Below are 12,618 nucleotides of genomic sequence, written 5' to 3' on the forward strand. Positions count from 1 at the left end.
GATAAAAAATTATAGTTAATAAAAAATTTACATAACAAATTTACCGCTGATGGACTTGTTTTCCTGAACCATCTTCATTACATCGGCAAATAATGGTGCGCAGCTTACCACGCGGATTTTTGATGATTCCTGTTTTAACGGAATCGAATCGGTCACGATGAGTTCGGTCAATTTCGAATCTTCGATCTTTTTATAGGCGCCACCCGAAAGAATGGCATGGGTACAAATCGCGCGGACGCTCAACGCACCTTTTTCAATCATCAGGTCGGCAGCTTTTGCCAATGTCCCTCCGGTATCGATCATGTCGTCTACCAGAATCACGTTGCGCCCTTTTACTTCACCAATGAGTTCCATATACTCAATATGATTGGCGGCTTTGCGCTGCTTGTAACAGATAACCACGTCGCTTTCGAGGAATTTCGAATAGGCATAAGCCCGTTTCGATCCGCCCATGTCCGGCGATGCGATGGTCAGGTTTTCGAGGTTCAGGCTTCTTACATAAGGCAGGAAGATAGTCGATGCGAATAAATGATCGACCGGTTTCTCGAAAAATCCCTGGATCTGGTCTGCGTGCAAATCCATGGTCATAATACGTGTGGCTCCGGCGGCCTCGAGCAACTTGGCTACGAGTTTGGCTCCAATCGGAACACGCGGTTTATCTTTCCTGTCCTGACGCGCCCAGCCGAAATACGGGATTACGGCTGTGATATGGCGTGCCGACGCGCGTTTTGCAGCGTCGATCATCAGCAACAGTTCCATTAGGTTGTCCGAACTTGGAAAAGTGGAACAGACCAGGAACACGCGTATGCCACGGATAGATTCTTCAAACGACGGCTGGAACTCTCCGTCGCTGTATTCAGAGAACGTCACTTTTCCCATGGGAATGCCGTATGCATCGGCAATCTTCTGGGCTAAATAAGAACTGTTCGTACTGGAAAAAATCTTCGCTTCCGGCTCGTTGTACGACATCTTTTAATGTGTTGTAAAGTAGTTAGTTGTGTGCTCGTTTATAAAACGAGGTGCAAATTTAGGAATTAAATCCAATGCGGAAAGTTTATTTTGAAGTAATTTTTGGTTTTGATTCAGAATTATTTTTACATTTGCAGCCTGTTACAACGCTCGCGATGTAGCAAAAATGCCCGGGTGGCGGAATTGGTAGACGCGCTGGTCTCAAACACCTGTGGGAAACCGTGCCGGTTCGAGCCCGGCCCCGGGTACAAAAGTCTCTTCGGAAGAAGGGACTTTTTAGTTTAGGGGCGGCTCACACTTTTTTGTGAGAGCCCGGCCCCGGGTACTGAAAGCTCCTTCAATCTGAAGGGGCTTTTTTATTTATCACTGTCATCAGATTCTCTCGACCTGCAACACCAACCGCTGATATTTCTTTCCCAAAGAAAACAACTGCTCGGCTAAAATCAGCACTACAACAGGTAACCAGGACAATTCGGCCAGATTCAATTTGTATAAAAAGTAGTTCGATATCAGGATGATGCGTGCGTATTCCAGATAATAAACCCAGCGTCTTTGTTCAAGCAAGGCGCCGCAATTAATAAGTGTGATGAGTATCAACAGCACGGCCAGCCATTTGTCTTCAATCGATAATATATTGAAGAAATAAGTCACCACACTCAGTACGAGAGTGCACAAACCCAATTGCAGATACAGGTAATTCCGGAATTTAAGACGGTGCCTGCATCGCGGCCTTTCCTGCAAAAAACGTTTTTCCAACAACGGCCTGATGTCCTGGTCCATGGCTGCCGGACTTCCGAAGACAGCTTTCCATCGATTGGAAAAACCTTTTGATCGTTTCCAGAGTTCATAGATTTCAAAGTAATAATGGAAATGCTGCCATAAAAAACTGTGGCTTTTCAGCGGATGTGTCAATCCGTAATTCGGTTGTTCTTCTTCCTGTTGGTAAGTTCCGAAAAGCCGATCCCAAAAAGTGAACATATCGCCGTAATTCTTGTCGAGGTATTTTTCATCAGAAGCGTGATGTACGCCATGGACCGAAGGTGTCACAAAAACATATTCGAGCCATTTTACCCGTTTTGCCATCTGCGTATGCGTAAAAAAAGAATACGCTCCGTGGACCAGCAACATGGTGATTACCATATTCGGATGAAAGCCCAAAAACGGCAATATGCACCAAAATCCGGTCCTGATGATGGCCTGGAATGTAGTGATGCGTGCCGCCGCCGTCAGGTTGAATTCCTCGCTGTGATGGTGTACGATGTGGGCCGCCCAGAAAAAATTCACTTCATGGCCAAGCCGGTGATACCAATACCAGACAAAATCGGTCGCCAGGATCAGCGCTATCCAAACCGCAACATTCTGGGATATATCGAACAGCCGATAGTTGTTGTAAATCGAATAGTACAACTGATAGAAACTTGCCGAAATAAAAAGGTTGATGAGCCTTTCCGCAATCCCGATGCTGATATTGGAAACCGAGCTTTCATATTTAAAAAGCCCGGTTCTCTTCCTGATCTGCGCAAGCCGGAATTCAATGTATACAAAGAGGAAAAACGCAGGCATCGCAAACGCCAGGAAATGGATATGTTCCATGTGTTTTCATTTGAGATTTGAGATTCAGTTCTGGTTGAAATTCGGATTGCTTTTTACACCTTGCCTGAGGGAATCAGCTTCAGCTACTTTGCGTATGGCAATGATATAGGTGGCGATTCTCGGCGTCACCTGATATTGTAAAGCCGTGGCGAAAACTTCTGTAAACGCTTTTTCCAGGATTTCCTGCAAACGCGTGTTCACCAATTCAACCGACCACGATTTTTCGAGTGAATTCTGCAGCCACTCGAAATAGGAAACCGTCACGCCACCTGCATTGGCCAAAATATCGGGAACTACCAATATCTCTTTTTGCTTCAGGATCGCGTCGGCATCAGATGAAGTAGGTCCGTTTGCGCCTTCCACAATAATTTTAGCATTGATCGATGCTGCATTCCGGGCAGTGATGACGTCTTCTTTCGCTGCCGGAATCAGCACATCCAAAGGCAATAACAATAATTCTTCGTGTGGGATGACATTGGCTTTCGGATAACCGACAATACTCTTTCCGTTGAGGTTATAGTACAAAATAAGCTCCGGGATATCGATGCCTTCCGAATTATACAATGCCACCGAAACATCGCTCACGGCAACAATCTTAAGGCCTTGTTCGTATAAGAATAAAGCCGAATGAAGGCCTACGTTCCCAAATCCCTGAACGGCAACGGTAGCGCCATCAATAGGAACCTGCCTGTTCTTAAGGGCAAGAAGGGTAATGATGCTGACACCGCGTCCGGTAGCTTCGACCCTGCCCAAAGATCCACCGGCATTAAGGTGTTTTCCGGTAACTACGGCTTGGATCGTCTTTCCGTGCAACAGTGAAAATTCATCCATGAGCCAGCCCATTTCGTCAGGGCCTGTACCCATATCCGGAGCCGGAACGTCTTTTTGAGGTCCAAAAGTGTCGGACAATGCTTTGGTGTAGGCCCGCGTGATTTTCTCGAGCTCCGTTTTTGACAGTGTCCGCGGATCGCAGATGATGCCGCCTTTCGCGCCACCAAAAGGAATTCCGGTCACCGCAGATTTCCAGGTCATCCAGGCAGCAAGGGCCTTGACTTCGTCTAAATGTACACCGCTGTCATATCTGATGCCGCCTTTTGACGGGCCTAAAAGTGTAGAGTGTATGATGCGATATCCTTCGAAATTCTTTTCCTGCCCGTTGTCGAGGGTTATGGAGAAATTGACGACGATCTGTTTTTCCGGAAGCTGGAGTTTTTGTTTGAGGGAATCGCTTAATCCGAGTAAATCTGCGGCCTCATTGAAACGATCTGCCATAGACTGAAACGGATTTTGTGTAATTGATGGAGTGTTCATTTTAGATAATTGTAATTGATAAGTAAATGGTTTAATAAAAAAGCCCCTTCGGGAGTTGCGAAAGGGCTTGTGTTCATAGGATACAACGGCTTTAGCAACAGGGAATTTTCCTGTGACAGCAGTTGTTGTTTATATTTGTTATTGTTGTCATTTGAATGTTTTATAAAATAAAAAAGCCTCTCATGTGGCATGAAAGGCTTTGGAAAAAAGGAATACTTTTTTATATGGCGGCCACTTCATACAATCTCACAGATTCACGACAACAAGTGTTGTTATGTGCAGCTATGATTGTATTGTGGTTTGTTTTTATCATTGTGGCGTAAATGTAGAAAGAAGCTTCGAGATAAAACCTGTGTTTTACTTTTTTTAACGAATAATGATTCGGGAACTTCAAATGCACTTATGAATCATTGTTTTATGATACGTATGGTTTTGGAAAATGTATCCGATGTCACTTTCAAAAAGTAAACCCCCGAAGCCAGTGCCAACATATTCATTTTGGCCGAATCTGAATTTGGTTCCGAATGATTCAGTAGTTGACCCGAGATAGTGTAAACCTGTATCGAAGAAATTGTGCTGCTGTAACTGATGCTCAACACATCGGTCACCGGATTCGGATAATATTTCAGTCCGTTTATTTCAGCAGAATCAAGCCCTAATGTTTCATCGGTCGTGACAGCTAAAACTTCGCTTGTACATGAACCTTGTACAGAAACGGCATAATACGTAGTTCCGTCTGCCAACAGGGCCGATGCATCAAGCGGTGTTCCGGATAATTCGGCGTTGTCGTACCAAACGATGTTGGTTCCGGTAACATCAAGGTCGGCCAACGTTTCACCAATGACGAATTCCTGTGTAGCTTCTCCTTGTGGTTGTGTTGGCGATTGGATGCTGATTTCAACCGGCGTGCGCGTACTTTCACATCCGCCGACCGTTTGCGACAGATAATAGGTTCCGGAAACGAGTTCGTCAGATACTACAAGCGGATTGCCATCTGTCTGCTGCGAATACCAGTTCATTCCTTCCCCAAGTTGGTAGAACGTGAATTGAAGCGTATCCATCTGGAAAACGGCCATAGACGGATCTTTCGCGATTTTTATCTTCACATTGCCCTCGAGCCCGAAAATATTTATGGTGTAGTACGTGAGAAGATCAGAAAGCACGACTGTTTCTACCGGTATTTCAATGCCATCTATGATTTTGGAGATATACAGATTTTTGTTTATGCCCGACGGTACATCGTTGGGAGCGGCGGCAAGTATGGTTATCGATTTAAGCTGATCGAAAGTGGTGATGGTCTCAATTGATGTCATTACCGGAATCGATGTCGGCGTCTGGGTGAAATTGGTGAAATAATAATTGATTCCTGAGGCTCCTTCGCCTCCGGACATCCATTGCTGACCTGTAAATCCATAACCGATAAGTCCCGGCCAGCCTTCAATTATGGGTGCTGTATCTGTTCCGGCGAACGGAGCGGGAAATAAGTCTTCAACAGTCGCCGCATTGCAGAATTCCTGATCCTGGGCAATAGTCGTCGGCGCGTCCGGAATCGGGTTCAGTGTTACGGCTACAGAGGCCCTGAGGCTTTCGCATTCACCCGTGGTTTGAGAGGCATAATAGGTTCCTGATGTTAGCTCAGTGTCTGGTGATAGTTCGGTTCCCCCAGATTGTGTCGCGTACCATTTGATATTGTTTCCGCTGATTGTCGTTAGCGCACTCACCAAAGCGCCCTGGCAAAAAGACTGTGACGCTGCGCTTGGAGCTCCCGGCAATGAATTGACTACGATCTCAACGGCAATCCGTGTTCCCGTTTCGCCAGTCAGTGAAACATAATAGGTTCCTGATTCTATGGTGTCTGAAGTCGATAAAGCTGTTCCGCCTGACGGGACTGAAAACCAGAAAGCACTTTCAGGAGCGACGAGTTGGCCTGCGGTTGCCGGATAGCAGAATGTTTGGGACAGCAACATATCTTCTGAAATCACCAAACCGGTCAAGGCAATGCTTGTGGTGAAACCTCCGCCAGATATGGCAATCTGTTCCGTCACTACCGGACCTTCGGGCAAACCGGCCTTGAGGCGGACGAATATAGAAGGATTTGAGATGTTGTTATCGGCACTGGAATACGGGAAAGATATGACGCCAGCCCAGCTTATGCCGTCAAGTGACATTTCGTAGTTGGTTAGGTTTTCTGCATCGAGCAGAAACTCAATGTTACCTGATGCGGGATTCAGGCCGGAACTGATAAGGCTTTGCAATTGAACCGACGACGACGGTCCCTGACCTTCTATGTAGGATAACGTATTGATCGTTTGCGGAGAAACCGAAAGCCCGGTATTGATGCCGTTTCCGGATACGGTGACCACTCTGGTTTCGGCTCCGGGAGATGAAATGAAAATGTCTCCGACAGCTTCGCCGACTACCGTCGGTTTGAAACGTACCAAAACTTCCAGATCATCGAGGCTGCCGAAATTGGTTTCGATATCGGTTCCCGGATACCAATTGATATTATCGGTACTGATTTCGAATCCGTCGGGTGCCATGATGGTCAGTTCGCTTGTCAATCCTTCGGCATCGACGGTAAAACTTTGAAAAGCCGAAGTGTTCCCGACGATGACATCACCAAACGACGGAAGGAAATCCGCTGACGGAGTTATCAAAGGATCGACGGCGACTTCCACATTTCCTTCGATTTTGAGACTGTTTGTTGCCCCTGTCAGATAGTAATTGCCAATGGCAGAACCTTCTGGCACCAAAGCGAATTTGATGATCGTACCTGCGGCAATGTCCTGTAATGCGGCAATTCCCGTCAATGAGAAATTGTTAGGCGTTCCCGTGGTTCCACTGGTGCTTGTCGTAGTCCAGCTTCCGAGAGTCACGAACGGACTTCCGCCTATGGAATACCAAACCGAACAACCGCTTGGGCCTGCATTCGATCGCCTGGTGGCAGTAGAGATATTGGCAAGGCTAACTTTATAACCCGGTGTCGCCTGGAAAGTAACGTAAAAACTATTCTGGTCTAGTGGTGTTGTGCCCCAACCTCCGGCGCCACCCCAGCATGAAGCAGCAGAACCGCCAGATGTTCCTATGGCCGAACCGCGCACCAAACCGGAAGTTACGATATGCGGATCAAAAGTCGACGGCATGAAAGGGCTTATCCCAAAGCCACTAATGCCTGTAGTATCCCAACCCAGGATTTGACCAAAGCTTTTCACAGGTGAAGATACGGCGAGGGCAAGAATGAAAACCAGAGATGTAAAATGCAAGCGGACTGATTGTTTCATAAGGAATGATATGTTTGTTTTTGTTTGGTTGTCAGAAGCTTACAAATGTTGGTTTTTAATTTTCAGCGAGAGTTTGGTTAACGCGAAATGACTGTTATGTTTTGGTAAAGTGCATAAAAAAAGCCCCGTTTTTCAACGAAGCTTTTTAAAATGATTTCTTTAAAAGTTAAGGCTTTAAATCTGCAGTTACATTTTCGAGTTTTCCCTGAAATGTAAAAGGAACGTCATAATCCAATACCTTGTTACTGGAGTTCAGAAATCTTCTCCCACATTCAGTGTTTCATCTGCGCAAAATCTGCGTGGGATCGTCTTGGAAATATACCCTGTTGCAACTGATTTTCCATCGACAAGCAAATTAACTTTTGGCGGCCTTGCCGACTCCTCCGCCAGCATGATTCAAAATTGACGACAATGGTATGTTTGCCTGCGGTCAGTGGAGTTGGAGATTGGATAGTCCATTTGTGGTTTGGATAATGTGAAAAACTTAGGAAAATGTAGGTTTTTCTTTTTGCAGCATCAAGGCCGACACAATAATTATTGCTTCATAATTTCTTTTTTACATAACAGTGAATCTGATGCTGTATCTTAAATTAGCGCATCACTAAAACAGATGTACAAATCTGCAATCATAAATTTTGGGATAGCTTAAATAACAAGGGTTTATGAAATCTATCCACTTTATAAAGTATATTTGTTAAAAATTGCGTTCGTTCGCGATTACCAAAAGCATAAACTATGGCAATAAGTAGAAAACCCGCTGCACCTAAAGCAGTTTCCAAAACTACGACCGTTAAACCCGCGAAGGCGGCATCGGTAACAACACCAAAAACACCGGCAGCTAAAGCGAAGACACCGGTAAAAACTACGGCTCCGGCTACAACCGCTCCAGTAAGCGCGCAGGCAGCTTCTGTTCCAGTAAAAAAAACTCCGGTTTCAAAACCAAAAGTAACCACTAAAACGCCGGCCAGACGTACAGCAGCGGCTAAAAAAGCTCCGGCAAAAGTTTCGGCTCCTCAAAAACCAGTAGCAGCAACAGTCACTGCTGCATCAACTTCTGCTCCCGCTAAAAAAGCACCTGTAAAACGTACTCCTGCCAAAACAGCGGCGAAAAAGGCTCCCGTTACAAAGCGCACACCGGCTCGTAAAGCACCTGCAGCAGCGAAAACTACAACAGCTGTCGCAGCAACACCTGCAACAACACCTGCCGTAAGAAAGACAACAACTACAGCTGCAAGACGCGGACGTCCAGCAGCTGCAAAGCCAGCAACTGCACCAAAACCAGATTTGCTGTCGGAACTTTTGAAAAAGGAAGCTGTGACCGCAGCTCCAGAAGTCAAAAAGGATAAAAAGTCAAAGGAGAAAGAAAAAGCCAAAGCCAAAAAGGCCAAGCAAAAAGAAAAAGACAAGGCTAAAGCTAAAGTCAAAAAGGATAAGGAAAAAGCTAAAAAGGCCAAAGCCAAACAAAAAATCAAGGCCAAAGCGAAATCCAAAAAGAAATCGAAGAAGAAATAGTTTAAAACCGGCTGAGGCCGGTTTTTTTATGCACTGTCTTCGACCAAATTGTTAGACAATCAAACCAAAATCCTTTGGCCTTTTCAGGAGGGACGCCAATACCATTTTTGTGATTTTTGTGGCGATTGAAACTGTGGATTTTTAAAAATCCACAGTTTCAATCGCCACAAAAATTCATAAGTAGGTTTAAAGTCAACAGATAATATCTGCTTCTTTTAAGGCATATATGTATTTTCTGGAATCCGGGCTTTGTGCTTACATCGAACTCACGGTAAAATAAAAACCCCGGACTTAATCCGGGGCTTTCAAATTCAGGGCAAATCCCATTATGCATTGGCATCACGCAATGCTTTCACTTTGTCGTGATCGGCGCGTAATGCCGTTTTTTGTGACTGAACCATTGAGCGTTGTTCCGGTGTCAGTGATTCATCTTCCAAAGCGGCTTCATACGCTTCCTGCGCTTTGTCTTCACCAAACTCACACGAAGAAAGTATTCCGTGTTTGTCATTTCCCGTAACGGCTGCTTTAAGGTCCATCCAGGCGCGGAATAATTTTCCGGTGGCGCGTGTGCCTTCTTCCGGTGTGCCGCCAAGTCCGTACACTTGCTTCAGTAATTCAGAAAGGTTTTTCTCACTCGTGATGCTCAATTCGGCGAACAATCTTTTGAGGTCTGAATCGTCTGTTTCTTTCATGGCTTTTTTGTAGCCTTCGATTCTGTCGTTGTTGATCTCTATAAGGTCATTTAATGCGGATACTGTTTTTGAAGTACTCATCTGTATTTGAATTTTAATTATTGTATATCTCAAATTTCCAATTTTCAAAAGCCAAACGTGTTACGCTTTTTTTCTCAAGGGTTACATAATTGGAAAAGCGGGACCAGATATTGTCGGATAAAATTTACAATAATCAGTTTGTTGGGAATTCTGATATGGATTTCAGAAAACGAAACCCTACGGTTAGGGAAAAGCCATATTGAACAGTTTATCATTGACCAAAACACAACACATGAAAAAACCAGTACTTCTATTTACTCTTTTTATTTCTTTCATAAGTTATTCTCAAGAAGACCCTGTTCTGCATTGGGCAAGAACTTTCGGAAGCATTGGACATCAAAGCGCTTATGCACTCGCTACGGATTCGGATGGAAACGTTTATACAGCCGGAACCTTTAGTGCAACGGTAGATTTTGACCCCGGACCAGGCGAGGCTCTGCTGACCCAAACCGGAAATTCGCCCGATGGCTATGTACAAAAACTCGACGGTCAGGGAAATTTCGTCTGGGCAAAAAGAATGGGCGGAGCCGACGGGAATTTCTGGAGCCATATGGCTTTAATGCCTAACGGAGACATTATTTTGGCCGGTACATTCAACGGAACGGTAGATTTCGATCCCGGCACCGGCGTATTCAACCTGTCTTCTACGCTTATGTTGAATCCTATCTACAAATCGTATGATGTAGCCGTTGTCCGATTGGATTCGGATGGCAATTTTATTTGGGCGAAAAAAGTAGGTGGAACCCAAGCCGATAGCGTGAACAGTTTGGTTATCGATGCCGACGAAAATATAATCGTTGCCGGAATGTTTGCGGAAACGGCCGATTTTGATCCCGGAAACGGTGTCCAGAACCTTACGGCTACCGGAAGCTGGGATGCCTTCCTGCTCAAGCTTGATACGGACGGAAATTTTATCTGGGTAAAACAATTCGGAGGTGGCGATGACACCCGTATTGCCGAACTTAAACTGTCCGACAACGGGAATTTATTTATACTGGGAAGCTATCATACGGGAATGGATGCCGATCCCGGAACCGGTGTTCACTCACTGCCTCCAGGTCCGGCAGACCAATTTGGCCAGATTGGAGGAAGCGCATATGTATTGCAACTGGATCAAGCCGGAGATTTCGTTTGGGCTGATGCTTTCAACAATATTTTTATTGCCGCCACCGCAATGGGCCTTGCCCCAGACGGCAATCTCATTGTTTCAGGAATGTTCCGCGGTCAGGTAGATTTGGATCCGGGAGCTGGAGAATCTTTGTTTTCATCAGAAGGCATGACTAATTCACTGGCGCTTTTCAAACTGGATACATCCGGAAATCTTATGTGGGCAAAAGCAACAGGCCCTGTAGGTGCATTCTATCCACATAAAATTTTATCACGTCAGGACGGACAATTCATAATGGCCGGAACATTTAACACTACCGTACCATTGCCAGGTTCGGACAACATAATCATTACGGCAACCGCGGGCGATAATTATCCCGAGGATGTGTTTTTAGCCAGATTCGATTCCGAAGGTAATGCGCTCTGGGCTGAAACCCTGGGGGGGCCATACAATGATACTATCGAAGATTTGAAAATTACAGATTCTGGCCTGTTTTATTTGTGTGGCGGATTTGATACATCGGCAGATTTGGATCCGGGCGACGGTGAATTCCAGGTGACAGCTGCCGGATGGGTCGATGCGTATGTGGAACGACTCGGCCCACAAGCTTTGGGCTTGGAAGATATGGCATCGTCTGGTTCGTGGAAAATATATCCAAACCCATCAAACGGAAACGTGAATTTTAGTTTTGACAGTTCTTACAACGGAGCATCGGCTACTATTTATTCGATGCTCGGCCAGCGTATTTCAGGTTTTGAAATAAATACGTTACAGCATCAATTGACCTTACCTTCCGGAACTTATCTGGTGAAAGTAGAGAATGGGAAATCTGCAGAAACCAAAAAACTGATCGTCAATTAGAAGAATCGGGCGTTTGGATGTCACGTATGCAAAGATATTTGTCATCGCGTTTTTCGAATAGTGAAAAATAATTGCCACTTCCGTAGTTGCGCCCTTTTGGATCATCAATCCGGTAATGCCCGATTTCGACTACCTGCTGGCCATCTGAAGTCGGGTATACTTCCATTACGGTATATTTGATTCCGGCGCCTTCTGGAAAACCTTTTGAAAGTTCCTTCATGCTTTCGCGGATCTCGTCTTTTCCGTGCAGCGGCTTGGAATTGCTGTCATAACTCACCGCGTCATCGGCATAATACTGCATGATGCTGTCTACGTTTTTGGAGTTGACCCAACGCGCATAATTGTTTTCAAGCGACTGGATCTCCGCCCGAATCACTTCCGGTCCTACTACTTCCGTTCGTTCGACAGGCTTTGTGCAGGAAGCAGCGATGACTAACAGGGGCAAAATCAGGACATTGATCTTCATAATCGAACAGTTTTTGCGAATATACAACAGGTAAAGCCGTCGCTTTTTTTAGCATCAAACCAAGTTTTTAACAAGTTTATCCCCAATAAAAAATCCTCCCTTATGGGGAGGATTTTACCTATTAACGCAATTACTCAATTATTTTACTGCTACCTTTCGTGGCGTATCCGGTGTTTGTATGTCTCTGATACAAACATATTTGCCATCGCGTTTTTCAAACAAGGCAAAATAGTTTCCGCTTCCGTATGCAATTCCTTTGGAATCTTTAACCTGATAATGGCCAATTTCCACGACCTGTTCGGCATCTGACGAAGGAAAAACCTCTGTTACCGTAAACGTCATCTGCTCACTTTCCGGATAAGCCGATGACTTATTGTTGATGCTGGCCCGGATTGATTTTTTGCCGCTCAAAGGCTTGGCTTCGCTGTCATAACTCACGGCATCATCTGCGTAATAAGGCATTATGGAATCGAGGACTTTGGAGCTGACAGCTTTGGCATATCTGTTTTCGAGTGCCTGGATTTCGTCTTTTATCGCGGTCTGTCCTTCTTCCTGTTCCGACGGTTTTTTACAGCCTGAAAGAACAACCAAAACTGCCAGCAAGATTATATTCTGAAGTTTCATTTCCAACTGATTTAGGTTTTGGAAAATTAACAAGGATAATCCCATTCGCTTTATAGGATTTTGCCGTAGTGTTACAAAGTTTGGAAAACCAACATTATATAAATAGCAGAATTACGGAAA

9 protein-coding genes and 1 tRNA gene are annotated in these 12,618 nt (G+C 45.1%); 3 read left to right on the forward strand and 7 right to left on the reverse strand.

The window, feature by feature from the left end; translation table 11 throughout:
- Nucleotides 1-27: 27 nt before the first annotated feature.
- Nucleotides 28-969 (reverse strand): ribose-phosphate pyrophosphokinase, encoded by a 942-nt coding sequence (locus tag G6047_RS06875; RefSeq protein ID WP_169526750.1) that lies wholly within the window; start codon nucleotides 967-969, stop codon nucleotides 28-30.
- A gap of 168 nt (nucleotides 970-1,137) precedes the next feature.
- On the opposite strand from G6047_RS06875, the gene G6047_RS06880 reads away from it, so the two are divergent.
- Nucleotides 1,138-1,217 (forward strand) — tRNA-Leu (locus G6047_RS06880).
- 124 nt (nucleotides 1,218-1,341) lie between these two features.
- On the opposite strand, the gene G6047_RS06885 is transcribed toward G6047_RS06880, so the two are convergent.
- The 3 genes from G6047_RS06885 to G6047_RS06895 form a co-directional block, all read right to left on the reverse strand.
- A complete protein-coding gene (locus G6047_RS06885) occupies nucleotides 1,342-2,562 on the reverse strand; it encodes a sterol desaturase family protein (RefSeq protein ID WP_169526751.1) in 1,221 nt (406 codons plus the stop codon).
- Nucleotides 2,563-2,586: 24 nt separating this feature from the next.
- Nucleotides 2,587-3,873: a Glu/Leu/Phe/Val family dehydrogenase gene (locus G6047_RS06890; protein ID WP_235946508.1), complete on the reverse strand. Its 1,287-nt coding sequence runs from the start codon at nucleotides 3,871-3,873 to the stop codon at nucleotides 2,587-2,589.
- A gap of 407 nt (nucleotides 3,874-4,280) precedes the next feature.
- The gene (locus G6047_RS06895) at nucleotides 4,281-7,154 is read right to left on the reverse strand and encodes an Ig-like domain-containing protein (RefSeq protein WP_169526752.1); all 2,874 of its coding nucleotides are present in this window, start codon (nucleotides 7,152-7,154) and stop codon (nucleotides 4,281-4,283) included.
- 735 nt (nucleotides 7,155-7,889) lie between these two features.
- Between G6047_RS06895 and G6047_RS06900 the strand changes: the two genes are divergently transcribed.
- Entirely contained in the window at nucleotides 7,890-8,666 is a 777-nt protein-coding gene (locus G6047_RS06900; protein ID WP_169526753.1) for a hypothetical protein, read from the forward strand.
- A gap of 326 nt (nucleotides 8,667-8,992) precedes the next feature.
- Here the strand turns inward: G6047_RS06900 and G6047_RS06905 are convergent, their stop codons facing one another.
- Nucleotides 8,993-9,439, reverse strand: coding sequence for a PA2169 family four-helix-bundle protein (locus tag G6047_RS06905; RefSeq protein ID WP_169526754.1), 447 nt, complete (start codon nucleotides 9,437-9,439; stop codon nucleotides 8,993-8,995).
- 232 nt (nucleotides 9,440-9,671) lie between these two features.
- Between G6047_RS06905 and G6047_RS06910 the strand changes: the two genes are divergently transcribed.
- Nucleotides 9,672-11,408, forward strand: a complete 1,737-nt coding sequence (locus G6047_RS06910) for a T9SS type A sorting domain-containing protein (protein WP_169526755.1) — start codon at nucleotides 9,672-9,674, stop codon at nucleotides 11,406-11,408.
- Here the strand turns inward: G6047_RS06910 and G6047_RS06915 are convergent.
- Together G6047_RS06915 and G6047_RS06920 are read right to left on the reverse strand one after the other, a co-directional pair.
- Entirely contained in the window at nucleotides 11,401-11,874 is a 474-nt protein-coding gene (locus G6047_RS06915; protein ID WP_169526756.1) for a YybH family protein, read from the reverse strand. The genes G6047_RS06910 and G6047_RS06915 overlap by 8 nt on opposite strands.
- A gap of 138 nt (nucleotides 11,875-12,012) precedes the next feature.
- Nucleotides 12,013-12,498 (reverse strand): YybH family protein, encoded by a 486-nt coding sequence (locus G6047_RS06920; protein ID WP_169526757.1) that lies wholly within the window; start codon nucleotides 12,496-12,498, stop codon nucleotides 12,013-12,015.
- Nucleotides 12,499-12,618 lie beyond the last annotated feature (120 nt).

Source organism: Flavobacterium silvaticum (assembly GCF_012911565.1).
In the GTDB taxonomy this organism is placed as follows: Bacteria; Bacteroidota; Bacteroidia; order Flavobacteriales; family Flavobacteriaceae; genus Flavobacterium; species Flavobacterium silvaticum.

Coding starts and splice junctions, on each gene's coding strand:
- G6047_RS06875 (WP_169526750.1), bottom strand. CDS start 969: ATGTCGTACAACGAGCCGGAAGCGAAGATTTTTTCCAGTACGAACAGT.
- G6047_RS06885 (WP_169526751.1), bottom strand. CDS start 2,562: ATGGAACATATCCATTTCCTGGCGTTTGCGATGCCTGCGTTTTTCCTC.
- G6047_RS06890 (WP_235946508.1), bottom strand. CDS start 3,873: ATGAACACTCCATCAATTACACAAAATCCGTTTCAGTCTATGGCAGAT.
- G6047_RS06895 (WP_169526752.1), bottom strand. CDS start 7,154: ATGAAACAATCAGTCCGCTTGCATTTTACATCTCTGGTTTTCATTCTT.
- G6047_RS06900 (WP_169526753.1), top strand. CDS start 7,890: ATGGCAATAAGTAGAAAACCCGCTGCACCTAAAGCAGTTTCCAAAACT.
- G6047_RS06905 (WP_169526754.1), bottom strand. CDS start 9,439: ATGAGTACTTCAAAAACAGTATCCGCATTAAATGACCTTATAGAGATC.
- G6047_RS06910 (WP_169526755.1), top strand. CDS start 9,672: ATGAAAAAACCAGTACTTCTATTTACTCTTTTTATTTCTTTCATAAGT.
- G6047_RS06915 (WP_169526756.1), bottom strand. CDS start 11,874: ATGAAGATCAATGTCCTGATTTTGCCCCTGTTAGTCATCGCTGCTTCC.
- G6047_RS06920 (WP_169526757.1), bottom strand. CDS start 12,498: ATGAAACTTCAGAATATAATCTTGCTGGCAGTTTTGGTTGTTCTTTCA.